General features: G+C 63.3%; 23 protein-coding genes. 13 read left to right on the top strand and 10 right to left on the bottom strand.

Going from position 1 to position 25,852, the window contains the following annotated elements:
• Positions 1 to 50: 50 nt before the first annotated feature.
• Together MTX19_RS20250 and MTX19_RS20245 are read left to right on the top strand one after the other, a co-directional pair.
• Positions 51 to 590 carry a DNA topology modulation protein gene (locus MTX19_RS20250; RefSeq protein WP_280978995.1) on the top strand — a complete coding sequence of 180 codons (540 nt, stop codon included), beginning with the start codon at positions 51 to 53 and terminating at the stop codon, positions 588 to 590.
• Entirely contained in the window at positions 590 to 1,057 is a 468-nt protein-coding gene (locus MTX19_RS20245) for an SRPBCC family protein (protein ID WP_280971659.1), read from the top strand. The genes MTX19_RS20250 and MTX19_RS20245 overlap by 1 nt, the downstream gene beginning before the upstream one ends.
• A 268-nt stretch (positions 1,058 to 1,325) precedes the next feature.
• Here MTX19_RS20245 and MTX19_RS20240 read toward each other — a convergent pair whose 3' ends face one another.
• Both MTX19_RS20240 and MTX19_RS20235 read right to left on the bottom strand, forming a co-directional pair.
• Positions 1,326 to 1,925, bottom strand: a complete 600-nt coding sequence (locus MTX19_RS20240; RefSeq protein WP_280978994.1) for a CinA family protein — start codon at positions 1,923 to 1,925, stop codon at positions 1,326 to 1,328.
• A 1-nt stretch (position 1,926) separates the two neighbouring features.
• Positions 1,927 to 3,138, bottom strand: coding sequence for a bifunctional 2-C-methyl-D-erythritol 4-phosphate cytidylyltransferase/2-C-methyl-D-erythritol 2,4-cyclodiphosphate synthase (locus tag MTX19_RS20235; RefSeq protein ID WP_280978993.1), 1,212 nt, complete (start codon positions 3,136 to 3,138; stop codon positions 1,927 to 1,929).
• Between the two features lie 287 nt (positions 3,139 to 3,425).
• Here MTX19_RS20235 and dusB point away from each other — a divergent pair, with 287 nt between their 5' ends.
• The 8 genes from dusB to mgtE all read left to right on the top strand — a co-directional run bounded on the left by dusB (position 3,426) and on the right by mgtE (position 14,556).
• On the top strand, positions 3,426 to 4,427 hold the full coding sequence (gene dusB, locus MTX19_RS20230; protein WP_280984842.1) for a tRNA dihydrouridine synthase DusB: 1,002 nt from the start codon (positions 3,426 to 3,428) through the stop codon (positions 4,425 to 4,427).
• A complete protein-coding gene (locus MTX19_RS20225; protein ID WP_280978992.1) occupies positions 4,424 to 5,599 on the top strand; it encodes a nitrogen regulation protein NR(II) in 1,176 nt (391 codons plus the stop codon). The genes dusB and MTX19_RS20225 overlap by 4 nt, the downstream gene beginning before the upstream one ends.
• A 9-nt stretch (positions 5,600 to 5,608) precedes the next feature.
• Positions 5,609 to 7,051: a nitrogen regulation protein NR(I) gene (ntrC, locus tag MTX19_RS20220; RefSeq protein WP_280971655.1), complete on the top strand. Its 1,443-nt coding sequence runs from the start codon at positions 5,609 to 5,611 to the stop codon at positions 7,049 to 7,051.
• A 231-nt stretch (positions 7,052 to 7,282) separates the two neighbouring features.
• Positions 7,283 to 9,649: a PAS domain-containing sensor histidine kinase gene (locus MTX19_RS20215; RefSeq protein ID WP_280985434.1), complete on the top strand. Its 2,367-nt coding sequence runs from the start codon at positions 7,283 to 7,285 to the stop codon at positions 9,647 to 9,649.
• 18 nt (positions 9,650 to 9,667) lie between these two features.
• Entirely contained in the window at positions 9,668 to 11,038 is a 1,371-nt protein-coding gene (locus MTX19_RS20210; RefSeq protein ID WP_280971653.1) for a sigma-54 dependent transcriptional regulator, read from the top strand.
• A gap of 375 nt (positions 11,039 to 11,413) precedes the next feature.
• Positions 11,414 to 11,662, top strand: a complete 249-nt coding sequence (gene hfq / locus MTX19_RS20205) for an RNA chaperone Hfq (protein ID WP_006020546.1) — start codon at positions 11,414 to 11,416, stop codon at positions 11,660 to 11,662.
• Positions 11,663 to 11,673: 11 nt separating this feature from the next.
• On the top strand, positions 11,674 to 13,056 hold the full coding sequence (hflX, locus tag MTX19_RS20200) for a GTPase HflX (protein ID WP_280978990.1): 1,383 nt from the start codon (positions 11,674 to 11,676) through the stop codon (positions 13,054 to 13,056).
• Between the two features lie 129 nt (positions 13,057 to 13,185).
• Positions 13,186 to 14,556, top strand: coding sequence for a magnesium transporter (mgtE, locus tag MTX19_RS20195; protein ID WP_280978989.1), 1,371 nt, complete (start codon positions 13,186 to 13,188; stop codon positions 14,554 to 14,556).
• A gap of 282 nt (positions 14,557 to 14,838) precedes the next feature.
• Here the strand turns inward: mgtE and MTX19_RS20190 are convergent, their stop codons facing one another.
• Complete coding sequence (locus MTX19_RS20190) at positions 14,839 to 16,518, bottom strand: alkaline phosphatase family protein (protein WP_280978988.1); 1,680 nt, start codon at positions 16,516 to 16,518, stop codon at positions 14,839 to 14,841.
• Positions 16,519 to 16,886: 368 nt separating this feature from the next.
• Entirely contained in the window at positions 16,887 to 17,708 is an 822-nt protein-coding gene (mazG, locus tag MTX19_RS20185; protein WP_280985433.1) for a nucleoside triphosphate pyrophosphohydrolase, read from the bottom strand.
• Positions 17,709 to 17,845: 137 nt separating this feature from the next.
• Here mazG and MTX19_RS20180 point away from each other — a divergent pair, with 137 nt between their 5' ends.
• Positions 17,846 to 18,367: a class I SAM-dependent methyltransferase gene (locus MTX19_RS20180; RefSeq protein ID WP_280978987.1), complete on the top strand. Its 522-nt coding sequence runs from the start codon at positions 17,846 to 17,848 to the stop codon at positions 18,365 to 18,367.
• A 175-nt stretch (positions 18,368 to 18,542) separates the two neighbouring features.
• On the opposite strand, the gene MTX19_RS20175 is transcribed toward MTX19_RS20180, so the two are convergent.
• A complete protein-coding gene (locus MTX19_RS20175; protein WP_280978986.1) occupies positions 18,543 to 18,986 on the bottom strand; it encodes a hypothetical protein in 444 nt (147 codons plus the stop codon).
• A gap of 347 nt (positions 18,987 to 19,333) precedes the next feature.
• On the opposite strand from MTX19_RS20175, the gene queC reads away from it, so the two are divergent.
• On the top strand, positions 19,334 to 20,050 hold the full coding sequence (queC, locus tag MTX19_RS20170; RefSeq protein WP_280978985.1) for a 7-cyano-7-deazaguanine synthase QueC: 717 nt from the start codon (positions 19,334 to 19,336) through the stop codon (positions 20,048 to 20,050).
• Between the two features lie 808 nt (positions 20,051 to 20,858).
• Positions 20,859 to 22,082, top strand: a complete 1,224-nt coding sequence (locus MTX19_RS20165) for an acyltransferase (RefSeq protein WP_280978984.1) — start codon at positions 20,859 to 20,861, stop codon at positions 22,080 to 22,082.
• A gap of 25 nt (positions 22,083 to 22,107) precedes the next feature.
• Here MTX19_RS20165 and MTX19_RS20160 read toward each other — a convergent pair whose 3' ends face one another.
• From MTX19_RS20160 to MTX19_RS20140, 5 genes are all read right to left on the bottom strand, one after another.
• Positions 22,108 to 22,485 carry a nitrile hydratase accessory protein gene (locus tag MTX19_RS20160; RefSeq protein ID WP_280978983.1) on the bottom strand — a complete coding sequence of 126 codons (378 nt, stop codon included), beginning with the start codon at positions 22,483 to 22,485 and terminating at the stop codon, positions 22,108 to 22,110.
• A complete protein-coding gene (gene nthB, locus MTX19_RS20155) occupies positions 22,485 to 23,144 on the bottom strand; it encodes a nitrile hydratase subunit beta (RefSeq protein WP_280985432.1) in 660 nt (219 codons plus the stop codon). The genes MTX19_RS20160 and nthB overlap by 1 nt, the downstream gene beginning before the upstream one ends.
• Positions 23,141 to 23,770 (bottom strand): nitrile hydratase subunit alpha, encoded by a 630-nt coding sequence (nthA, locus tag MTX19_RS20150; protein ID WP_280978982.1) that lies wholly within the window; start codon positions 23,768 to 23,770, stop codon positions 23,141 to 23,143. Before nthA ends, nthB begins: the two co-directional genes overlap by 4 nt.
• Positions 23,771 to 24,072: 302 nt before the next feature.
• A complete protein-coding gene (locus MTX19_RS20145; protein WP_280971640.1) occupies positions 24,073 to 24,354 on the bottom strand; it encodes a hypothetical protein in 282 nt (93 codons plus the stop codon).
• 108 nt (positions 24,355 to 24,462) lie between these two features.
• Positions 24,463 to 25,527: a transporter substrate-binding domain-containing protein gene (locus MTX19_RS20140; protein ID WP_280985431.1), complete on the bottom strand. Its 1,065-nt coding sequence runs from the start codon at positions 25,525 to 25,527 to the stop codon at positions 24,463 to 24,465.
• Between the last annotated feature and the right edge of the window lie 325 nt (positions 25,528 to 25,852).

Here is a 25,852-nt window from a genome sequence, read left to right as displayed (position 1 = left end):
AAGGGCCGGCGCTGACCCTTCCGGATCGCGCTCCAGCCTCGGACTGACCAATGCAACGCGTTCTGGTGATGGGATCGTCAGGGTCCGGCAAGTCGACATTTGCGCGTCGGCTGTCGGATATCACCGGCATTCCGACAGTGTCGATCGACGCGCTGTTCTGGAAGCCGGGCTGGGTCGAGTCCGAGAAGGAGGAGTTCGAGAACCGCATGATTGAGGCCGCACAGCAACCGCGTTGGATCGTGGACGGGAACTACCTCGGGAGCGGCGCAGGCGAGCTCCGCCGGCAGCTTTCGGATACGGTCGTCTGGTTCGATCTGCCGCGGTCGACCTGCATGCTCGGAGTCTTCAAGCGGATCGCCGCAAGCTACGGCAAGGTCCGTCCCGAGATGGCCGCCGGCTGCCCGGAGAAAATCGATCTTGAGTTCTTTCGTTACGTCTGGGCTTATCGCCGGCAGCAGCGGCCGAAGCTCGTCGCGTATTTCCAGGGGCTGCGGCCGGATCAAACGCTGGTTTGCTTCACTGACCATGAGCAGGCGGACGACTATTTGGAAGGCCTCGCACTGAAGCAAAAGCGCGCGAGTATCCACTGATGCCGCGATTTTCCAGCAAGCGGCGGGCGCACCACGCCGCGCAGCAAATGTTCGATCTGGTCGCCGACGTCGAGCGCTATCCGGAATTCGTGCCGCTGTGCCAATCGTTGAAGATCCGCCAGCGCACGCCGAAGGACGATGGCACCGAGGTCGTGATCGCTGACATGACCGTGTCGTTCAAGCTGGTACGGGAATCCTTCACCAGCAAGGTGACGCTCGACCGGCCCAACCTGAAGATCCTGGTCGAATATCTTCGCGGCCCCTTCAGCAATCTCGAGAACCGCTGGACCTTCGAGCCGAAGTCCGAAACCGATTGCGATGTCGGCTTCTTCCTGTCCTATGAGTTCAAGAGCCGGATGCTGGCGATGCTGATGGGCTCGATGTTCGATGCCGCATTTTCACGCTTCGCGGCCGCGTTCGAGAAGCGGGCGGACCAGATCTACGGAAAGCGCCAGCTTTCGACCTAAAGCGCGATGAGATTGGGTTGAATCGTCATCGCGCTTTAGCTTCCTATTTGAGCATGATCTCCGCGCAAACGCGTTCCGCGTTTTGCGGTTGCGGCGTCACAAGCACAGTACGCAACTTCATTATCTCTTCTTCGTGCGCGAGGAATCAAAGGCCGAGGTGGACGAGTGATAACAGCCCATGAGGTCCCGTGTTCCGCGCCTCACGAGCGTCACGGGGTCGCAGCTGACGTGCGATAACCCAAGCGTCGTGCGGACGATTCATCTTGCTTCATCCGCGTGGCGGCCGCCGGCGTTTCGCGGCGTGACTTCGCGGCGAGCGAGCAATCCGCGGCCGCAACCGGCTCACGGCCTCGCGGCGGGGCTTGGCGGCCTGCGGCGGGCGAGCCAATTCCATCAGCATGCGCAAGGCTTCGACCACCGAGCGCTGGCGCACTGCGCTGCGACCAATCGCACCGAACCGCTGTTCGCGATGAATGATGCGGCCGTCGCGCGCGGCGACGGCGAAATGGACCAGCCCCACTGGTTTTCCCGGCGTCGCGCCGCCCGGGCCGGCGATGCCGGTGATGGAGACCGCGAGGTCGACGCCGGCCTTTTCCAGTGCGCCGATCGCCATCGCGGTCGCGGTTTCCTTGCTCACCGCGCCGAACGTCTCCAGCGTTGCCGCCTTGACGCCGAGCATCACGCGCTTGGCCTCGTTGGAATAGGTGACGAAGCCGCGGTCGATCACATCGGAGGAGCCGGGTATGTCGGTGAGCGCGCCGGCAACCAGACCGCCGGTGCAGGATTCGGCGGTCGCGATGGTCAGCTTGCGCATCCGGCACAGGTCGAGCAGCGAGCGGGAGAGGGCACGAGCGTCGCTGCCGCCCATGTTATACGCTCCGGCCTTTATCGTCCCAACCTTGATCGGTCCAGGGCAAGCGGATGGTGGCGCTCGCGGTGGCCGCGATCCCTTCCTCGCGCCCGGTGAAACCGAGACGCTCGCTGGTGGTCGCCTTGACCGCGACGCGCGAGATGTGGACGCCCGAGATCTCAGCGATCTTTGCCCGCATTGTATCGCGCAGCGGGCCGATCTTCGGCCGCTCGCAGATCAGCGTCACCTCGAGATTGGCGATCCGTCCGCCGCGCGCCGTGACACGTTCGACGGCATATTTCAGGAACTGGTCGGAGGAGGCGCCTTTCCACTTCGCGTCGCTCGGCGGGAAGTGCGAGCCGATGTCACCGTCGGCCAGCGCGCCGAGAATCGCGTCGACCAGCGCGTGCAGCCCGACGTCGCCATCGGAATGGGCGAGAAAGCCCTTGCTGTGCGGGACGCGCACGCCGCAGATCATGACGTGGTCGCCGTCGCCGAAGGCGTGCACGTCATAACCGGTACCGGTCCTGATATCGCCGAGCTGGCTCGCCAATCGCGCTTCCTCGCGGACGAAGTCTTCGGGCGTCGTGAGTTTCATGTTGGCAGGATCACCTTCAAATGTCGCAACCGTCAATCCCGCCCATTCCGCAAGCGCCGCGTCGTCCGTGAAATCGCTGCGCCCCTCGCGCGCAGCGCGACGATGCGCCTCCAATATCACGTCGAAACGAAAGGCCTGCGGCGTTTGCGCGATCCGCAAGCGTGCGCGCTCCGGCGTCGCCTCGACGTCGCCGGTATCGCCGGTGAGCTTGATCGTGTCGGTGACGGGGACCACCGGGATCGCAGCACCCGTGCGGCCCGCAGCCGCGATCGCGCGCGAAATCACGGCTGACGTGACGAAGGGGCGTGCGGCGTCGTGGATCAGGACGATGTCCGGCTTCTCGTGGGCGAGCGCCTCAAGTCCTGCATGCACGGAGGCCTGACGGGTGGCCCCGCCCGGGGTGGGTGGTTGATGGCGCAAGCCGGCAACAGCCTCTTGGAAAAGCGCGGCGTCGTCGGGATTCACCACGGGCTGGACGGCAAACACATCCGGATGCCTGGAGAATGCCTCCATCGCGCGATAGATCACGGTCTGTCCGCCGATCGTGCGGTATTGCTTAGGCCCGCCCGCGCCGGCGCGCAGTCCGCGTCCGGCTGCGACAAGGATGGCTGCGGTACGCTCGGACTTCGGCATTTTGAACCAATGAAGACGAATCAGGGATGAGGGAGAGGAGCGACGGGATCGCCGCGCACAGCCCTTAGCATGCCCGGTGCGCAAGAACAGCGCGTTTCCGGTTTGCTGTGGGAAAAGCAGATTATGTTGCAGTGCACTTGCGTAAATGATAGAAATGTCTAAAGTGTAGGCATAAAGCTTGACTGCACAAGATTTGTGCGCACAATAGGCACCATCGGCTGCAATGGCGTGGTCGACCAAACGACGAGACGGCCGTGACCGGCGTGCAAAGTGTTCCTCGTAACCCGTTGAAAATAGGCGACATTGCTGTCGCCAACCGGGTTCTCCTCGCGCCCATGTCTGGTGTCACCGATGCACCGTTCAGGCGACTCACGGCCGCGCTTGGCGCCGGACTGGTGGTGTCGGAGATGACCGCCAGCGACGACCTGGTGAACGGCAAGCCGATGTCGAAGCTGCGCTGCGAGGCAGCCGGGATCGGCCCGCATGTCGTCCAGCTCGCGGGCTGCGAGACCCACTGGATGGCTGAAGGCGCCCGCATCGCCGAGGGTGCCGGCGCCGACATCATCGACATCAACATGGGCTGTCCGGCCCGGCACGTGACCGGTGGTCAGTCCGGCTCGGCTCTGATGCGCAATCTCGACCACGCGGTCTCCCTGATCGAGGCGACGATTTCGGCAGTCAGGGTGACGGTGACGCTGAAGATGCGGCTCGGCTGGGACGAGCGCTCGCTCAACGCGCCGGACCTGGCGCGCCGCGCCGAGGCCGCCGGCGTGCAGATGATTACTGTGCACGGGCGCACCCGTTGCCAGTTCTACAAGGGCGATGCCGACTGGAAGGCGGTGCGTGCGGTCAAGGATGCCGTCGCGATCCCGGTCGTGGTCAACGGCGATATCACCTCGTTCGACAAGGCCGTCACCGCGCTCGAATTATCGGGCGCCGATGCCGTCATGATTGGCCGTGGCGCGCAGGGCCAGCCCTGGCTGCCGGGCCAGATCGGCCGCCGGCTGGAGACCGGCATCGCCGAAGCCGCACCGTCGCTCAGCGAGCAACTCAAGCATGTCCGTGCACTCTATGACGAAGTTTGCAGCCATTACGGCGTGCGCATAGGCCTCAAGCACGCGCGCAAACATCTCGGCTGGGCGCTTGAAACCGCGGCCGTGTGCAGCCGCGCGCCGGCCGCAACGTTGAAGGCCTGGCGGCAGAAGATCCTGACCTCGGACGAGCCGTCCAGCGTGCACCGGTCGCTCGAGGATGCCTATGACGATTTTGCCTGGAGTGCTGCCGCATGACGTCGGCCATGGAACAGCGCCGGCCCGTGCCCACCGACGGCGAGGCGATCCTCAATGCGCTGCCCAATCCGGTGCTGCTGGTTGCGCCGGACGGCCGGATCGTCGACGCCAACATTGCCGCCGAAGCCTTCTTCGAGATCTCGACCCAGTTCCTGCGCCGGCAGTCGCTGAAGGAGCTGGTGCCGTTTGGCAGCCCGCTGCTCGCGCTGATCGAGCAGGTGCGGACGAGTGGCTCGCCGGTGAATGAATACAAGGTCGATTTGGGCACACCGCGCATCGGCGGTGATCGCCAGGTCGATCTGCACGTCGCGCCGCTGACCGAACGGCCCGGCCACATCGTGGTGATGCTGCAGGAGCGCACCATCGCCGACAAGATGGACCGCCAGCTCACGCACCGCAGTGCCGCGCGCTCGGTGATCGCGCTCGCCGCGATGCTCGCGCACGAGATCAAGAATCCGCTGTCGGGTATCCGCGGCGCAGCGCAGCTGCTGGAGCAGCAGGCATCGTCCGAGGACCGGCTGCTGACGCGTCTGATCTGCGACGAGGCGGACCGCATCGTCACGCTGGTCGATCGCATGGAGGTATTCGGCGACGACCGCCCGGTGGCGCGCGGTCCTGTCAACATCCATTCCGTGCTCGACCATGTGAAGCGGCTGGCTCAGTCAGGCTTTGCGCGCAACGTCCGCTTCATCGAGGATTACGATCCATCTCTGCCGCCGGTGCTGGCCAATCAGGACCAGTTGATCCAGGTGTTCCTCAATCTGGTGAAGAACGCCGCCGAAGCGGTCGCCGATCTCGGCACCGATGCCGAGATTCAGCTCACCACAGCGTTCCGTCCGGGGGTGCGGCTGTCGGTGCCGGGCAAGAAATCGCGGGTCTCGCTGCCGCTCGAATTCTGCGTCAAGGACAACGGAAGCGGCGTGCCGGAAGACTTGCTGCCGAACCTGTTCGATCCGTTCGTCACCACCAAGCAGACCGGGAGCGGGCTGGGGCTCGCACTGGTCGCCAAGATCATCGGCGATCACGGCGGCATCATCGAATGCGAGTCGCAGCCGCGGAAGACCACATTCCGGGTGTTGATGCCGATGTACAGCGCCGCCAAACAACACGACCAAAGCAACCGCGACGACGTTCCGGGTACGCCGTCGCCTGCCTCTCAGGATGCACGATGAGGAACTCAAATGCCCGCAGGTAGCATACTTGTCGCTGACGACGACACCGCCATCCGGACCGTCCTGAACCAGGCGCTCTCGCGCGCCGGTTACGAGGTGCGCCTGACCGGCAATGCCGCCACGCTGTGGCGCTGGGTCAGCCAGGGCGAGGGCGACCTCGTCATCACCGACGTGGTGATGCCCGACGAGAACGCGTTCGACCTACTGCCGCGGATCAAGAAGATGCGGCCGAACCTGCCGGTCATCGTGATGAGCGCGCAGAACACCTTCATGACGGCGATCCGCGCCTCGGAGCGCGGCGCCTATGAATATCTGCCGAAGCCGTTCGATCTGAAGGAGTTGATCACGATCGTCGGCCGTGCGCTCGCCGAGCCGAAGGAGCGGGTGGCCAGCGCCGCCGACGATTCCGAATTCGACTCGATCCCGCTGGTCGGCCGCTCGCCGGCGATGCAGGAAATCTACCGCGTGCTGGCGCGGCTGATGCAGACCGACCTCACCGTGATGATTTCGGGCGAGTCCGGCACCGGCAAGGAGCTCGTTGCCCGCGCGCTGCACGACTACGGCCGACGCCGCAACGGGCCGTTCGTCGCGGTCAACATGGCGGCGATCCCGCGCGACCTGATCGAATCCGAATTGTTTGGCCACGAACGCGGCGCGTTCACCGGCGCGAACACCCGCGCGTCCGGCCGCTTCGAGCAGGCCGAAGGCGGCACCCTGTTCCTCGACGAAATCGGCGACATGCCGATGGAGGCGCAGACGCGTCTGCTGCGCGTCCTGCAGCAGGGCGAATACACGACGGTCGGCGGCCGCACCCCGATCAAGACCGACGTGCGCATCGTCGCCGCCTCGAACAAGGATTTGCGCATCCTGATCCAGCAGGGGCTTTTCCGGGAAGATTTGTTCTTCCGCCTCAATGTCGTGCCGCTGCGGCTGCCGCCGCTCCGCGAGCGGATCGAGGACTTGCCGGATCTGATCAGGCACTTCTTCTCGCTCGCCGAGAAGGACGGCCTGCCGCCGAAGAAGCTCGACGCCCAGGCCTTGGAGCGGCTCAAGCAGCACCGCTGGCCGGGCAACGTCCGGGAGCTGGAAAACCTCGCCCGGCGGCTCGCCGCGCTCTATCCGCAGGACGTCATCACCTCATCCGTTATCGACGGTGAGCTTGCGCCGCCGGCCGTCACCTCGGGTGGCAATGCCACCGTCGGCGTCGACAATCTCGGCGGCGCCGTCGAGGCCTATCTGTCGTCGCACTTCTCCGGCTTCCCCAACGGGGTACCGCCGCCGGGCCTCTATCACCGCATTCTCAAGGAGATCGAGGTGCCGCTCCTGACCGCAGCGCTGGCAGCCACCCGCGGCAACCAGATCCGGGCGGCCGACCTGCTCGGGCTGAACCGCAATACCTTGCGCAAGAAGATCCGCGACCTGGACATCCAGGTCTACCGCAGTGGGGGCTAACCTTCGCGGCTACGGAGCGCAGTGGATGGGCCGGACCCGATGCGGCGGCCCGGCCTTGGCCGGGAGCTAAGGTGCGCAGCCTCGTCGCCGATCTCGCTCCGTTTGCGACCGTTATGAACACTATTCTTCTATCGGTTGACGCCGCGGAAATGTCGCAATTCGGCAACAATGTGATATGATTGCATCAGTTCGCAATTCCTGCGGGCGAAAGCATTCAGCTCAATTGCCGGTATGACCAGCGAACAGACACCGCCTTCCACGTTAGACGCGTCCCGAGCCGAACCGAAGGGCTTCCCCCTGCGGAGATGGCTGGCGCCGTTTGCTGCGGTCACGGCGCTGCTGTCGGCATTCCTGACCTTCGTGGTGCTGAGCGGCCTGACCCCGATCGAGCCGACCAAGCACGTCGTCTACTCGTTCCTGCTGATCAACACGGCCATCATCCTGCTCCTGGTCGGGATCATCGTCCCCGAGGTCTGGAAGGTGCTCCAGGCCCGGCGGCGGGGCAGGGCGGCGGCCCGGTTGCATGTCCAGATCGTCAGCCTGTTCTCGGTGATCGCGGTGCTGCCGGCAGTGCTGGTCGCCATCATCGCCAACGTCACCCTCGACCGCGGTCTCGACCGGCTGTTTTCGGGGCCGACGCGGGAAGCGATCCAGAACTCGCTCAGCGTCGCCCGCGCCTATACCTACGAGCACGCGCAGCTGATCAACGGCGACATCCTCTCGATGGCCAACGATCTGTCCAATGCGCGGCCGCTCTACGACCAGGACCGGCGGACCTTTCAGGAGTTCCTGACCGTGGGCGCGGCGGGCCGCAACCTGACCGGGGCGATGCTGCTCGACAAGGACGGCAACATTCTCGCGAATGCCGACACCGGAATATCGCGATCCTTCGTGACGCCGCCGAAGGAATTGCTCGACAGCGTCACCGAGAACAAGCCGGAGATATCGGTCTTTCCGGAGGAGAATTACGTCGCGGCGGTGGTGCGCCTGCGCGGCTTTACCGACACCTTTCTCTTTGTCGCGCGCCTGCTCGATCCGCGCGTCATCAGCCAGCTGAAGCAGACCCAGGCCAGCGTCGCCGAATATGCCCAGACCGAATCGCGCCGGCTCGGCATCCAGGTCACGTTCGCGCTGATGTTCGCGGTGATCGCGCTGACCATTTTGATGGCCTCGGTGCTGATCGGACTTAATTTCGCCAACTGGCTGGTCGAGCCGATCCGCAACATCATGAGTGCGGCGAACCAAGTCTCGACCGGCGATCTGCATGTGCAGGTGCCGGTGGTCAAATCCGAGGGCGATCTGGCCCAGCTCGGGCAGACCTTCAACAACATGACGCAGGAGCTGCGCACCCAGCGCGACGAGCTGGTCAACGCCAGCGAGCTGATCGACAGTCGCCGCCGCTTCATCGAGGCGGTGCTGTCCTCGGCGAGCGCCGGTATCATCGGCGTCGACGCGTCCGGCAGCATCGGCATCCTCAACCGTTCGGCCGAGAAGCTGATCGGGCACGCCGAGTCCGAGACGCTGGATCATCCGCTGTCCGACGTGTTGCCCGAACTCGACGAGATGATGAAGACCGCGCGCGAGGGCACCCAGCGGCTCGTGCAGGGCCAGATCACCATCAACCGCGACGGTCACGAGCGGAACCTGTCGGTGCGGATCTCGGCGGAAAAGACCCACCAGGCGCGCGACAGCTACATCATCACGCTCGACGACATCACCGAGCTGGTGTCGGCACAACGCACCTCGGCCTGGGGCGATGTTGCTCGCCGCATCGCGCATGAGATCAAGAATCCGCTGACCCCGATCCAGCTCTCCGCCGAGCGCATCCGCCGCAAGTTCGGCAAGACCATCACCGAGGAAAAGGACAAGTCGATCTTCGATCAATGCACCGACACCATCGTCCGCCAGGTCGACGACATCAGGCGCATGGTCGACGAGTTCTCGCGCTTTGCACGGATGCCGAAGCCGGTGATGGAGGGCGAGGACGTCGCCGACGTGGTGCGTCAGGCGGTGTTCCTGATGAGGGTCGCACATCCCGACCTGGAGATCGAGGCCGACATCAAGCAGGACCCGCTGCCCGCGCAATTCGACCGCCGGCTGATCTCACAGGCGCTGACCAACATCATCAAGAACGCGACCGAAGCGATCGAGCAGGTGCCGCCCGAAGAGCTCGGCAAGGGCCGGATCAACGTCGTCGCCCAGCGCGAGAATGACGACATCGTCATCGACGTGGTCGACAACGGCATCGGGCTGCCGAAGGTCGCCCGCGCGCGCCTGCTGGAGCCTTATGTCACGACCCGGGCAAAGGGCACCGGCCTCGGGCTCGCGATCGTCGGCCGTGTCCTGGAAGACCATGGCGGCCGCATCGAGCTCAAGGACGCGTCTGATTTCCGCGAGGGCCAGCGCGGCGCCTGGATGCGCCTGCGCTTCGCCGTATCGGGCCAGGCGGCCAAGCCCGAACACAAGGAGCAGGGACCGGACGTGAAAGCGGAAGCGGCCGCGCCGGCCCCTGAAAAAAATCCGCCGGGGGAGCCGACCAGCGCCCCGGCACAAGCGACCAACAATGAACCAAAAATCAAAGCCGCGACGGGCGACTGACAAGGCAGGTGTAAACCCATGGCTAGCGACATTCTGATTGTCGATGACGAGGCTGATATTCGCGACCTTGTTGCGGGCATCCTGGATGACGAGGGCTTTTCCACGCGCACCGCGCGCGACAGCGATTCGGCCCTCGCCGAGATCACCAACCGCCGACCGCATCTGGTCTTCCTCGACATCTGGCTGCAGGGCTCCAAGCTCGACGGCCTGCAGCTGCTCGAGCAGATCAAGAAGGACAATGCCGATCTGCCCGTGGTGATGATCTCCGGCCACGGCAACATCGAAACCGCGGTCGCGGCGATCAAGCGCGGCGCCTACGACTTCATCGAAAAGCCCTTCAAGTCGGACCGGCTGATCCTGGTCGCGACACGGGCGCTGGAGACCTCGCGGCTCAGGCGGGAGGTGAAGGAACTCAAGCAGCTGGCTCCGGCGGCGAGCGTTTTGACCGGCCGCTCGGCCTGCATGAACCAGCTCCGTCAGACCATCGACCGCGCCGCCAAGGCCAACAGCCGTATCCTGATCGTCGGACCTGCGGGCTCGGGCAAGGAGCTCGCCGCGCGCACACTGCACAACGCATCCGGGCGCGCCGAGGGGCCGTTCGTGGTGATCAATGCGGCCGCGATCACACCCGAACGGATGGAGGTCGAGCTGTTCGGCGTCGAGGGATCGAACGGCGAGCAGCAGCGCAAGCCCGGCGCGCTCGAAGAGGCGCATGGCGGCACGCTGTTCATCGATGAGATCGCGGATATGCCGCGCGAGACCCAGAACAAGATCCTGCGCGTGCTGGTCGATCAGACCTTCCAGCGCCAGGGCGGCACCGGCAAGGTCCACGTCGACGTCCGCATCATCTCGTCGACCGCACGCAATCTCGAGGAAGAGATCGCGGCGGGCCGTTTCCGCGAGGACCTCTACCACCGCCTGTCCGTGGTGCCGATTCGCGTCCCGCCTCTATCCGAGCGGCGCGAGGACATCCCTGAACTGATCGACTATTTCATGGACCAGATCTCGGCCGCCACCGGCCTGCCGAAGCGGCAGATCGGGCAGGACGCGATGGCGGTGCTGCAATCGCATGTCTGGCCGGGCAACGTCCGCCAGCTCCGCAACAATGTCGAGCGCGTGATGATTCTCGCCGGCGGCGGACCGGAGGCGATCATCACCGCCGACATGCTGCCGCAGGACGTCGGCTCGATGGTGCCGGCGATGCCGACCTCCAACAATGGCGAGCACATCATGGGCCTGCCGCTGCGGGAGGCGCGGGAGGTGTTCGAGCGCGACTATCTGATCGCTCAGATCAGCCGCTTCTCCGGGAACATCTCGCGTACCGCGGAGTTCGTCGGGATGGAGCGCTCGGCGCTGCACCGCAAGCTAAAGGCGCTGGGGGTCGGCTGACCCCTGGCCCAGCGGGACCGGGTGGACTGCCGTCGCCCGTGGCCGACGCAATCGCAGCCATCCGGGATGCTCGGGGACAGTCCGGGGGCGGCTGCCAAGATGCTTCGAGTGGATGGCTAGCCGGGGTTGTCTCGGTCTGACTTATCCACTTACTTGAGAATATTTGTCTCTTTTTCCGCGCCTTCTTAGAATTGCCACCGTGTTCCTACGGACTGGCGCGTGAACCGGCTTGCCTAAAAAGCGCGCGTGGCCTCTAATCCTACCGCTATGCCTGCCGGAGGGGGATCTCAGGGCAGGTGAGTAGCCGGGGGAGGCTCCGTCAGAGAGCAACAACCGGTTCAATAAAAAGAAGCACAAGCTTGCGGGATAAAAACAATGGCGGCAGACCGCGCACAAAATCTACAAGACACCTTCCTTAATCACGTTCGTAAAACCAAAACGCCACTGACGATATTTCTGGTCAACGGAGTGAAGCTGCAGGGAATTGTCACCTGGTTCGACAATTTCTGCCTGCTGTTGCGGCGCGATGGTCATTCGCAACTGGTCTACAAGCACGCGATCTCGACCATCATGCCCGGCGCTCCGATCCAGTTGTTCGAAGGCGGTGAGGACGCACCGGCTTGAGAGTGATCTGATTGGAACCCTTCAATCGTGAAGGGGGCGCCGACCGTCCACGGTTGGCGGGAAATGGCAACACAGGGCGGGTGATCGTCATCGGCCCTTACCTGCGTGCGCGCCGCGGCGACGGCGACGCGCGAAGGGATGCTTCTGTCCGCGACTACGATGCGCGGATCGAGGAAGCCGCCGGTCTGGCGCGGGCCATCGACCTTGCCGTGGTGGAGTCGGTGGTCGCGCCGATCAGCCAGATCCGTCCTGCGACCTATCTCGGCAAGGGCAAGGTCGAGGAGTTCTCCGGCCTCGTCGCCAGCAACGCGATCGAACTCGTGGTGATGGATTGCGCGCTGTCGCCGATCCAGCAGCGCAACCTCGAGAAGGCGTGGAGCACCAAGGTGCTCGACCGCACCGGCCTGATCCTGGAAATCTTCGGCCGCCGCGCCAAGACCAAGGAAGGCGCACTGCAGGTCGAGCTCGCCCATCTCAATTACCAGCGCAGCCGCCTGGTGCGGTCCTGGACCCACCTTGAGCGCCAGCGCGGCGGCTTCGGTTTCATGGGTGGCCCCGGCGAAACCCAGATCGAGGCCGACCGCCGGCTGATCAGTGAGCGCATCACCAAGCTCGAAGACGAATTGAAGAAGGTGCAGGCGACTCGGCGGCTGCACCGCGCCGGCCGCCAGCGCGTGCCATACCGCGTGGTCGCGCTGGTCGGCTACACCAATGCCGGCAAGTCGACCCTGTTCAATCGCCTGACGCGGGCAGACGTACAGGCTGCCGACATGCTGTTCGCGACCCTGGACCCGACGCTGCGCGCGCTGAACCTGCCGCATGGCGGCAAAGCGATGCTGTCGGACACAGTCGGCTTCATCTCCAACCTGCCGACCCAACTCGTGGCCGCATTCCGCGCCACGCTGGAGGAGGTGCTGGAGGCCGACATTATCCTGCATGTGCGCGACATCTCTCACGAAGATGCCGAAGCGCAGGAACGGGACGTCGAGTCCGTGCTGCGCCAGCTCGGTATCGATCCGGATGCCGACGGCGGCCAGCGCATCATCGAGGTCTGGAATAAGATCGATCGCTTCGATCCCGAGGAGCGGGAAAACCTGCGCAACATCGCGGCGCGCCGGCCGCCGGAGCGGCCTTGCTTCCTGGTCTCCGCGACCTCAGGCGAGGGGATCGATGAGCTCCTTTCCGCAATCGAAGACCGGCTCGCGGCGAAGCGCATGACCCTGAACCTGTCGATCGACGCCTCCGATGGCGCGGGTATCAGCTGGCTGCATCGCAACGCCGAGGTGCTGAACAAGGAGCTGCATGGCGAGCGCTTCGACATGACGGTCCGTGTCGACGAGACCAAACGTGACATCGTGATGTCACGATTCGACGCAATCCCGAGCGGCGCGTAAGGCCCACCGGCACGTTCGACAGGGCCTCGGCCTCCTGGAAGCGGATTCCGACGATCCGCCGCACTTTCTGTTTGAATTTCCCGCCGCCTTGGTCCATTGCGCTGCAGAACGCACAGGCAAGGGCGATTGATGCAGAATTCCAGCGAAGCCGTGAGGAGCGAGACGCTCGTCAGCCCGAACGGGGATCTCGCCCACGAGCGGGCGCCCGAAATCGTCGAGGCACTCAACGCCCAGGACCCCGCGGATGCGGCCAGGACGCTGCAGTCTCTCCCGGCCGAGAAGGCGGTCGAGGTGCTGGATCTGCCCGGGCTCGACAACACCTGCGAGATCATCGCCGAGTTGCCGACGGACACGGCGGTTGCGCTGTTGTCCGGCGTCTCCGACGATCGGGCCGCCGACATCTTCAAGGAGCTTGTCGAACCGCTCCGGACCACACTGTTAAACCAGCTCAATCCGGACACCAGGACCACCATCTCGGCCCTGCTGGCCTATCCGGAACGCAGCGCCGGCAGCATCATGACCACCGAGTTCGTGAGCGTGCCGTCGACCTGGACCATCGCCGAGGTCCTGCATCACATCCGGATGGTCGAGCGCACCCGCGAGACCGTCTACTCGATTTTCGTGGTTGATCCGGTCAAGAAGACCTTGATCCAGGCGGTGTCGTTGCGCCGCCTGATCTCCGGAGATCCTCACGCCGACGTCCTGACCGCCGCGCCGGCGCGGCGTCCGCTGATGATCTCGCCGGAAGCCGACCGCATGGAGGCCGCGCGGCTGATCTCCCGCTACGATCTGCTGGCCGTCGCTGTCGTCGATGGTCCGGGCCATATCCTCGGCATCGTCACGGTAGACGACGTGATCGACGCCATCGTCGAGGAGTCGACGGAGGACGCCCAGAAGTTCGGCGGCATGGAGGCGCTCGACGAGCCCTATTTGCGTATCAGCTTCGGCGAAATGATCAGGAAACGCGGCGGCTGGCTGTGCGCGCTGTTCCTCTCGGAAATGCTCACCGCGAGCGCCATGCAGACGTTCCAGAGCGAGCTGGAGAAGGCGATCGTGCTGACCTTGTTCATCCCGTTGATCATGAGCTCGGGCGGTAATTCCGGATCGCAGGCGACCTCGCTTTTGATCCGTGCGCTGGCGCTGCATGAGCTGCGGCTGCGCGACTGGTGGCGCGTCGCCTTGCGCGAACTTCCGACCGGGATCGCGCTCGGCGCCATCCTCGGCGTGATCGGCATGGCGCGGATCACGCTATGGCAGACGCTCGGCTTCTTCGACTATGGCCCACACTGGGTCCTGGTGGCGGGGACTGTAGGTGCCGCTCTGGTCGGTATCGTCACATTCGGGTCGCTGGCGGGATCGATGCTGCCGTTTGTCCTCAAGCGCATCGGATTCGATCCGGCCAGCGCATCGGCACCGTTCGTCGCGACGCTGGTCGACGTCACCGGCCTCGTCATCTACTTCGGGGTTGCCGCCGTCATCCTCCGCGGTACGTTGCTCTGAACATGTGGCTTTGAAGGTGATGCACAGGCTCGGTGGCCCGCTGCCGCACCGCTTCAGCAACGGGTCGGCTCACGCGGCAAACAGCCGGCCGGCGGAGAAATCAATAAACGCGCTCGACTGAGCGTGCCTCCCCCGAGCGAGCCGCCATGAGGGATCATGCGCAAACAAGAAACCAGAGCGCGATGACGATCCGTGCTGATCGCATCGCGCTCCGGATTCTGCAGTAACTGGCCGTTGATTCAAAGCCGGGGCATGGAGCCCCGGCTTCCGGTCGGGCGTGATCTATTCAAGTCCCGGCAACGACTTCGTGTGCTCCTTGCGCACGGCTTCGAGCGCTTCGGGGTCGAGCCCCAACGCTCTGAGAATCGTAGGCGCGATCTGCGTGGTGGCGACCGGCTCGCTCACGATGGACCGGGGCAGATCGGGCTTCGACACCAAAAGCGCGACATGGACGTCATCGGGGTTGAAGCCGCCATGCTCGGCAATTTTCGAGCCGCCGGTATAGATCACGCCGACGCGCGTGATGCCGACGATATCAGGCGCACGCGAGTCCCTCGCCGGGTCCTGGAACATGTCGGCCAGGGCATCACCATAGAGGAAGCTCGCAATGCCGGTATCTCCGGCAAAGTTTTTCAGCGCGTTAACCGCTTCCACGGTCTTGTTCCCGCTGTTGTCCTTGAGCCAGATCAGAGCGCCGTCGTCCGCGATGTCAAAGGCGAAGTTCGATCCGATCGGAGCGGCGATGACCGCGGCGTCGTCGAGCGCAACCCGCTTGGTGCGGTCGACCGGAGACTGCCCGTGCTTGGCGCTGACGATGACGAGGGTGCGTTCCGTCAGGCCGCGGTTCTGCAGCGTGTTCATCATCAGCCCGATGGAACTGTCGACAAAGCCGATCGAGTTGGCAAGATTGTCGCTCGGCGTGCCGATCGCGTCCGTGTAACCACCGATTTTCAGCTTCTGGCCGACGCTGACGGACTGGAAGTTCATGCCGAGGATCGCCGGCGTACCCACCTCGACCGTCCCCATATGGTTGAAACCATTAAGTTCATTGAGGATGGCCGAGACCTTGATGCCGTCGTAGTACTCAATGCCATCGATTGACGACGTAAAATCGCTGCCGCAGTTCGGCCCGGGGCAATTCGGATCGGTGGCGGGCGCCGGCGCCGTCGAATGCAGCCCGAGCGAGTTGATCAGCTGCACGTTGGCGTTGCTCAGATCGGAATTGATTTCGGGCGCAAAGAAGTCATCGATATTGGTGCCGGGCCCGTCGGCCGGCTGGGAATCCGGATCGTTGCCGTTGATGATATCGTAGGCCGGATGCTTGTCGGACCACGCGGTCCTCAGGTGATGGTGATGAAGCACCTGGAAAATGGTGTTGGTGCGCACGAAATTGTGCGGCCAGACCGGCGCGCAGCGCTTGTGCGTGAGTTGACCCGGCAAATTGTTGGGATCAATCGCCATCGCGCTATTGGACCCGGTCAGGCTCGCCGGCACGCCGCCGTCGATCGAATGCTGGTCCTTGTCCAGGTTCTCGGCATTGTTGGTCTCCGCGCCCGGACCTGACGCGCAAGGCGCAGACGAGGCGCTGGCGGGCGCGAACAGCGTGCGATCGTAGCTGTCGTCGTAGTACACGCCGGTTGATTTCGGCGTGCCGCCGGTCACTTGCGCCAGCATGCCGGGAAACGAATCCGACGGCTTGGTGGTGGACGCATTGGCGTAAGTCGTGCCGTGCTGGGCAAGCTTTGCCAGGTTCGGACACAATTTGCTCGCGATGCAATTGGTGAGGTCGAAGCCATGGAAGCCGTCGATGCTCAAGAGCAGCACGTGTTCGATGCGCCGATCATGGTGATGCATGCCATCGTCGTCAGCGAAAGTCGTCGCCGCGAACAGGACCTGCGAGGAAAGTGCCACTCCGATTGCCGTCGTCCATCCGCGCGTCCGTCCGCGCTTTGGCATCCCCATGCGTGCCTCCTTTTGCTGGGTTTGGGTCGAGGAAGGGGATTTAGCGGGCCGGAAATGACAGCAGGGCGTCGCTTTGATGAAGATTTATATCGGGCCGCGAGATGACAGCCGAAAATAGCTGATGACGGCTAAAGGCCCCACCAAATTAGGCGTTATTGGCTCTGCCGTGAATTGGTTATTTCATTCGAGTTCACAGTTCGAACCGGAGCTGGATGAATTCGTTGAGTAATCTATTCGGGAAGAGATGAAGTTTCGATCGCAGCGGAAGACGCAAAGCATGTGATACCCAATAACCAGCCGGACTGCTCCATCAACATAGGAGTTGCCGGCTCAGCGCTTGCGAAGCTTGCTTATCCGGGACGACCGGATCACTTGCTGTTCGCGCGCTTTGCCTCGTTCCACAGCGCGTCCATCTCCTGCAGCGATGCATCCTCGAGCGAGCGGCCCTTCGCAGCAAGGGCCCTTTCGATGTAAGCGAACCGCCGCTCGAACTTGGCGTTCGTGCTGCGCAATGCGGTTTCCGGATCGGCGTCGACATGGCGGGCGAGGTTGACGAGCGCGAACATCAGATCGCCGGTCTCTTCCGCGAGCTCTTCCCTGTCGTTGCGGTCGAGCGCAGCCTCGATCTCGTCGGCTTCCTCGCGGATCTTGGCGAGCACGGCGCGCGGATCGTTCCAGTCGAAGCCGACAGTCGAGGCCTTGCGCTGCAGCTCCATCGCGCGCGTCAGCGCAGGGAGGCCGGCCTTGACGCTTGCAAGCAGCGAGCTGTGCGCGGTTTCCTCGGACTGCCGGCGCTCGGCGCGCTCGGCTTTCTCTTCGGCCTTGATCCGCTCCCACGCGCTCTTGACCCCGGCGGGCTGAATGTTGCCGTCCTTGTCGGCAAACACATGCGGGTGACGGCGGATCATCTTTTTCGTGATCGCCTCGACCACGTCGCCGAAGGCAAAGGCATTCTGCTCCTCAGCCATGCGGGCGTGATAGACGACCTGCAGCAGGAGATCGCCTAGCTCGTCGCGAAGGTCATCGAAATCGCCACGCGTGATCGCGTCGGCCACCTCATAGGCTTCCTCGATCGTGTAGGGCGCAATCGTCGCGAAATTCTGCTCAAGGTCCCACGGACAGCCGCCTTCGGGCGCCCGCAAAGCGGCCATGATCTCGATGAGGCGAGAGATATCTCGGGATGGTTTCATAAATCCAACTATTTGATCCGATATGGAAATTCAATCGCTCGGCATGTTCGGCAGATGATAAAATAATGCCTGTTCATGGCGATAGAAATCAACGAGTGCCTTGGGACGCCGTAATTCACCACAATTTAGGGAGGGGTATGGACGGACTGAAAGTTACTGGCTCGGGCGAAATGACGACCGAGCGCGTGCTGGACCCATGCTGCGGCAGTCGCATGTTCTGGTTCGACCGTCAGCATCCTGACGTGATCTACGGAGACAAGCGATGCGAAACAATTACAGTTACGGATCGGTCTAGTGCTGATGGTCAGCGGACGCTGCGCATCGAGCCGGATGTGCTTATGGACTTCCGTGCACTGCCTTACGCGGATGGAAACTTCAAACTAGTCGTATTCGATCCGCCGCACTTGACGAGCGCTGGCCCCAAAAGCTGGCTTGCCGCCAAGTATGGAAAGCTCGGCCCCGACTGGCGAGAAGATATTCGTCTCGGATTCTCGGAGTGCTTCCGAGTTCTAGCACCAGATGGCGTTCTCGTATTCAAATGGAACGAGACACAGGTGAGGGTGAAAGAAGTTTTGGCGCTGACCGACAAGAAGCCTCTGTTTGGTCATCCGAGTGGCCGCACTGGCCTTACTCATTGGCTGGTTTTCATGAAGGACTGATGCGTTTCCCAGTCTAGTCCGAGCCACCTCCGGGTGGCTTTTAAACGTCGGCTTAACACCTACAAGCGGTACAAGAGCGGTCATATGCCAGCCAAAGCGATGGGCCCGACCGGAAGCTTGGTAATCTCCCGCTTCTACGCCATCAATTGGCATCACTGAGCGCAATGCGGCATGTTCAGTCAGAATCCGTGACGTGCCCCCTAACGATCTCCGCAATCTGTGGCCGCGTATATCTGTCTACCGGATGAATTCTTTGGTCTTCGTCGTGATAGTACTCACCAGCGTCGAAGGCTAGGAAAACTCTCCAGAATAGATATGGCTCTTCTTCCTGCAAATTCAGGGCACCGTGAAGTTCGGTGACGACCCTGTCGCAGAAGTCGAAATCGAGTGCATTTTCGTCGAAGCCCAAGGCCAATTCGAGTGCGAAAGCATCCAGCAACTTGTTCCTTGCTAAGTTGCTCTGAGTGCCCCAATTCTCAAGATCGGCCTCTGCGACCAAGCGCGACAGCCAAGGACCATCAAGCTCAGCTACGTCCTCGGCCAACGGGTTGAGCAAGGCCACTTCACCTTCGTGCTTCACTTTGAGCGCGGCAATGATCTCTCTGATAGCCGTAGACATTGCGTTGTATTCCGTCGGCGTCCAGCTAGAGACCGCCAATAGCACGCAGGATTTGCAAGTGACCAGCGGATTTGCGTGCGAGGATAGTCCAGATGACAGCTGCCTCCGGGCGACTTTTTCTTTGGGGCGGGGGAAAATGTGTATACTGGACTTCCCAGGGTCAACCGGTCACCGGCGTGCGCAGCGCGGCCATGATTTCGATCAGGCGGGAAATGTCGCGGGAAGGGGTCATGGGGCACCGGAATAGAGGGGGCTAAATCGACGCTGCCGATCCCAGCAAAACGCGGCGAAATCACGGAACTGTCCACGGATTGGCCGGGCGGCCGAGGAGTGGTAAAGCCCGTTCCATGAGCGATCAGATCAATTCAGATACGGCGCTGGTGCTGTTTTCCGGCGGCCAGGATTCGACAACCTGCCTTGCCTGGGCCTTGTCGCGCTTTGCCCACGTTGAGATGCTCGGCTTTAGCTATGGCCAGCGCCATACCATCGAACTCGACTGCCGCGACCGCCTGCTGGACGGCATCCGGGCGCTGCGGCCGGATTGGGCCGCCAGGCTCGGCGACAGCCACACGCTCGCGATCCCGACGCTGTCGGAAATTTCCGACACCGCGCTGACCCGCGACGTCGCGATCGCGATGGGCGAAGACGGGCTGCCGAATACCTTCGTGCCGGGCCGCAACCTGGTGTTCCTCACCTTCGCGGCGGCGCTCGCCTACCGCCGCGGCATCCGCCACATCATCGGCGGCATGTGCGAGACCGATTACTCCGGCTACCCGGATTGCCGCAATGAGACCATCAAGGCGTTGCAGTCGGCGCTCAACCTCGGCATGGCGAAGAACTTCGAGCTGCACACGCCGCTGATGTGGCTCGACAAGGCGGCGACCTGGCAACTCGCGTATGAGCTCGGCGGGGCAGGGCTGGTCGACCTGATCCGCGAGCACTCGCACACCTGCTACCTCGGCGAACGCGGCGCGCAGCACGAATGGGGTTACGGCTGCGGCGAATGCCCGGCTTGCGCCCTGCGGGCGAAGGGCTGGCGGGAATACGTGGCGCGCAGGCCGTAGCGTCAATCACTGAGTTGCCCGACGGCGCAAGTCCCTCGGGCGAAAATATTTCTGTTTTCCGGAAGTGCAACTCAGTGTATGAATGGCCCGTCTCACCCGCCTGAGGGGCGCTTCGCGATCGTCACGAGTGTTGGGTCGAGATGCGGTGGACGCCTCATGTGCAACTGACGAGTGCGCATGCGGCGGACGGTGAAGTCGTGCAGGCCTGACGCCCTAGTGGCAGGTGTCTCCTTGCAAAGCGCGAAGCGCTTTTGCAAAGACGGTGACAACAAAGCCCAGTCTCGCCGGGGAGAGCACGTATAAGCCGTAAAGCCATCGCGCAGGGAAAGCCGGGATCGTTCCGGTTTCACCTGTGGTCCTACCTCCCGAGCTTTCCATTTGCTCGGGACCCATGGGTGCGATCGGCACCCGGCTTTCCCTGCGCCCTCTGATCTCAGAGGGCGGAACGAAGTGCAAGACTCGGACGTTTCACGTCGCGAGAACGAGAGCCTACATCTTCAACGCTGTTTGAAATGTGTATCCAGGCCCACATCGTCCCGGCACAGGCCGGGACAGCCGCAGTCAATAGCGTAACGGTCGGGGCAGGTCATGGGACGCGCACCGCTGTGACGACTGGGACTGCGCCAGTCGCGGTCGGCAGTCTTGGTGTCGAATGAATGGACGTCGTCGGCATCTGGCCATTACTCCAGCTCACTTTGACCACCGCGTAAGCCGCACAGACCTCCCGGTCCACGATAGCCACAAGGCTTTGTTAGTTAACTTGCGACAGACTCGATGGGTTTCGTAACCAGGGTCCATCAGACGTCCCATGCCTCCGTCCCGGATGTCCTATCTTGACGGCCTTCGCGGCGTCATGGCGCTCAATGTCGCGCTGTCGCATTTCATGACGGCCTTCGATTTCGCCATCTATACCGGGCGCCCGGAGCATGCGCATGGTTCGTGGGAGGTGGCACTTTCGGCCTATCCCTTTGTGTTCATCGCGGCAGGCGGCAACTACGCCGTCTGCGTCTTCCTCGCGCTCTCGGGATTTGTTCTCGCCAAGTCGTTCCACAAGAGCGACGTATCTGCGATCGCGCTCGTGGTGAAGCGTACCCTGCGCCTCGGACTTCCGGTGCTCGCGGCCAGCCTGTTCGGCTGGATCATCCTGTCTTCGGGATTCGCGTTCAATCGCGACGCTGCCGTGTTCACGCACTCGACCTGGCTGTCGAGCCAGTTCGCGCAGCAGCCTAGCCTCCCGGACGCGCTTCTTCAGGCGTGGAACAGCCTGTTGGGCATTCCAACCCGCGAGAACTCGTATAACTCCGTGCTTTGGACGATGCCGATCGAGTATATCGGCTCGCTGCTGCTGATCGGGGTCTTTGCGACGCGATTGCCGGCCTCGCGCCCACGCTGGGCGGCATTCATCATGCTCGCATTGGGCGTCATGCTCGGCCGCGCCTACATTTCGGTGATCTTGTTCGGGGCGGCCTTGTATCTTCTGGACGCTCCGCGCTTCACGGCGCGCCTGCGATGGCGCCCGGCCATTCTGGTGCTTGTTCTGCTGCTGGGGACGGTACCGCTCAGTATTGAGCGATGGCCGATTTGGGATGCGTTGCTCTCGATCACGGCGCTCGTCCCGTTCATTCCGATCACAGCGCCCGGGCTGACGGTTCAGGCCGACGCATCGATCTGCCACTCGATCTCAGCCGTAATGCTGGTCGCATTGGTCACGGGCTGGCCCGCCGCGCAAGGGCTATTGGCAAAGCCGGCGGTCCGGCGCCTTGGCGACATGTCCTTCCCGCTTTATCTGGCGCACATACCGGTGCTGTTCTCGGTTGGATGCTTTGTCTTCCTGGCCGCTCACGCTGCCGGGCTCTCCTACGGCACTTCGGTGCTGATCGCCTTCATTGCCTATCTCCCATCGGTCCTGCTCGCAGCCATGGCGTTCGAGAGGGCGGTGGACGAGCCGTCAATTCAACTGGCGGCCGGAGCAGCAAAGGCGCTTTCTCAGCCGGCCGCGAGGCCCGTGCTTCCCACCGGCCAGGGATTTTGATCGAACTCGGCGCCGCGACCGCGTGCTACTCGAAATCTGCCGGCGTCAGCTCGATCGGCTTGCCGTGCGGGGTGCGATCCGCGGCGCGATCCCAGGCGTTGCGATAGCGATGCAGCGTTTCGGATGTCGTCACGCCCTTCGCGGCCACCAGGTGCTCAAGCGTGGCCAGCCAATGCAGATAATAGGTCTCGCCGGTGTCGGGATCGCCGGCGGCCTGCGCGCGCTTGATCTGGTCGGCGAGGGCCGCGGCCCATTCGCCCCAGGTGAACACGCCACGGTCATGCAGCGTCAGCGCCATGGCGAAGGCCTGCGCTTCCCAGGGAGCGCGGAACACCGGACCGGCGTCGTCGCGGGGAATGCTGGAAATGGCGCTGGTGGCGCGTGCGGCCGCGGACGCATCCATCACACGGCCTCAAGGTAGGGCTCGAATGCATCGATCGATACCTTGATGGTCGGATCGGAGTCCGGCCCCCAGAGCTCGCGTCCGTCGAACACGACGGTGTAGAGCCATTGCGGGTTCTCGCCGGCATCGTTGGCAACGGTGTCGGGGAACACGTGGCAGCCGTGGTCGCGCTCAATGACCCCCACATGACCGCGCACATAACGCGGCAGCCGCGTGTGCGTGGCAGGGTGGATGTTCTTCGCCCGCACGCGATCACCCGCCTTGAACTTCGCGGGCGCAGGCGCTGCGCGGCCGAACTTGCCGCGCACCATCACGCGCTCGACATCGGCAACCGAGAACTTGCCGCGCTTGAGCGGACTTGCCGGCGTCACGGCATGTCCGGCCGCGATGTCCTCCTTCCCGATAAAGCCCTTGTCGAGCAGCAACGCTTCAAGCCCGAGCAGCCATTTCTTGTAATAGGAGCTCGACAGATAGACGTGCGGCGGGAGGGTCTCGCGATAGAAGCGCGATGCATCGATGTTGAACGCGCCGGCCGCGCCCATGGCGCGGACCATCGCCAGCACCCGCGATTCCCATTCCTGATGGAACATCGGCTCGTTCGGCTCGGGTTCGACCTTGCCGAACCCGTCCATGCCGCCCATGTCGTGGACGCCGTTCATGACGGAGCACCCGGCTTCTTCGGGAATCCGGTGCCGATCATGGAATCGCGCGTCACGAGCTCGGCGAGCTGCTCTTCGCTCCAGCCCTCGGTGCCCTCGGGCCGCATCGGCAGCACCAGGAAGCGGGTTTCCGCGGTCGAATCCCAGACGCGGATTTCCGTCTCCTTCGGCAGGCTCACGCCGAAGTCGGCAAGGACGCCGCGCGGATCCTTGACCGCGCGTGAGCGGTAGGGGGCGGCCTTGTACCAAACCGGCGGCAGCCCGAGCATCTCCCACGGATAGCAGGAGCAGAGGGTGCAAACGACCATGTTGTGACGGCCTGGCGTGTTCTCGACCGCCACGAGATGGTCGCCGACCCTGCTGACATGGCCGAGGGTGCCGACGGCCTTGGTGGCGTCTTCGAGCAGCGCCTTCTTGAAGGCGGGATCGGTCCAGGCCTTGGCGACGACCCGGGCTCCGTTATGCGGGCCGATTTTCGTCTCGTAGGCCTGCACAATGGCGTCCAGCGCGGCCGGCTCGAGATAACCCTTCTCGCTCAGGATCGATTCCAGCGCGCGCACGCGCAGCTCGGTCTCCGACAACTCGGAATGGTCGTGATCGTGGTGATGATGATCGTGATCGCTCATGCGGGCAGGATAGGCGAAGAGGCCATGCGATGTCGAGGCGGACGATTTGCCCGCATCTCACACAACGCGAGCGAGGGAGGTAGCAGTCGCCTCCGGCCCGCAGGCCGCATCGCGGTGGTGCGTTTCGACCGGGGCAAGGGCAGCGACGCGCTGTCGAATGGAGGCTGGTGGAGCAGGTGGTCGACCCAGGCTAGACCTATGAGGCCGGACGATCTCTGGACATCGATCAGTTTGCGCTGGTGACGACCGTAACGTCCTGGCGTGCGGCCGCCGGGCTCGGGCGAGAAGGAATCGGATTGCGGCTAAGCCGCCATCGCCTGCTGCAGCGCGATTGCCTGTTCCCGATTCTGGAACGCAATCGCGGTATGCGTGAAATCGCCAGAGATCTGCGTCTGAGCGATGTGGTTGAGGACTTCGGTTCCCTTGACCACATGAAGATCCATTCCAGCCGAGGAAGGGAAGATACCCAGCACGACATCGTAGGCGTTGACCACGGCCTTGAGGGCGCCCGCCTTGTCTTCGGAAGCTTCGATGAAGATGCGAACGTCTGCTGCGAGACTACGCAGCTCGTCAAAATCGATCACTGGTGCACTCCAACGCAACTCATTGGTGGACCCTCCCACGATCTGCTTACTGAAGTATAAATTACAGCAATGCCGCCCCTGAGAACGTAGACTTCCCGCGCGCCGGAGTCAGCGAGATCGGGCGTTTCCAAGGGACTCGAACAGCGTTTGTTGCCACCAATCGCTTTCAATTTCATCGAGCACGGCGAGATCGAGCGTCGGCCGCAGGGGGCTGCCTTTCGGCAAAACGATTGCATAGCTCTCGCTGCTGAAGCTGGTGTCGACGACACGGACCGAGTCCGAGAAGTTGTTCCGAACCATCCAGGTCAGCAGTGGCTTGTCGTGAACGAAGGCATCGATGGTGCCGTGCGCCAATGCGGAGAGGCCGCTTTGGACGTCCGGAAATGTTCGGAAGGAAAGCCGCTGACGAGTGAAGTAGTCAGTTGTCGGGGAGTTCGCGACCGCGCCGACACGTACGGACCGCAGGTCGTTGAAGCCATGAACGGAGCCCTCGAGCCCTCTCCGCGTCAGGGTGGAGGTGATACCGGCGGTGAACACCGCGATCGCGATCACGGATGCGATCATCCAACCCATTGCGACGATCCGCCCGGGGAGGGTTGTCGGAGCATTCTGGGCGGCCCCGGCCTGCGTCATGGCGACGGTCGACCACCAGAAGCTGGAGCCAAGCCCCTTGGCGCCACCGCCGAAATGCTCCGTCTTGCGCCGTTCCAGCACCCAAATCAGGAAACCGACTGCCATTGCGAAACCAAGCAGCACCCCAACGGCCTGGAAGAAGCCGAACGAAAGAAGCGCCCGTCCGATCGAAACCCAGGGATTTTCATTGACCGGTACCGCAATGCCGAGCCCGGTATTATAGAAAGGTTGAGTAAAACCGACCTTGCGCGCGCGCTCGGCCGTCACTGTGACCGCCGCGACGCCGGCGTCGAAGCGGCCGTTCGCGACGCCATCAAGCAGATCCGGCACGCTCTGGGTCTCGACCAGGCGAAAATGCAGATGCGCCCGATCGGCAACCCTTTTCCAGAGTGCGATGCTGATACCGCGCCAGTTCCCATCGGACTGTTTCAGCGCGAATGGGGGTGCCTCCTTGGTCGCCACGACCAATTCCTTGTCGGGACCTGCGACGTCTTGGGCGTGAAGCCGGGTGCAGCCGAGCGCAATCATCGACAGCGACACAAGGCATAACAAGGCCGGTCGAAGTGACGACAACGGCGGTTTGCGTCGAAACGCCGGTTTGCGTTGAGAAGTCGGAAGTGGCTGCTGGTCCTCCGTCGAATGGTGGCGGCGCGGGGCTGAGGGAGATGCCTCGAACAATCTCATTGCGAACCTGGTGCATAGCGACACCGCCGACCAAACCATCGCTATTTGGCGGCATTTCGTCACGAGCCGCCGCGCGCCGGGCGGGTGAGGTGAGATCGGATGAGAAAAGCGAGAGTTCCGGACGTGAGGTCGATCGGTGTGATCTTGTGCGGGCGGGGGCCCACAAGGCCTTCGGCGAGGC

Origin of the sequence: Bradyrhizobium sp. ISRA464 (assembly GCF_029910095.1) — a bacterium.
Classification (GTDB): domain Bacteria; phylum Pseudomonadota; class Alphaproteobacteria; order Rhizobiales; family Xanthobacteraceae; genus Bradyrhizobium.
The sequence above is the reverse complement of the archived record's forward strand: the minus strand, read 5'-3'. Positions and strand labels throughout refer to the sequence as shown.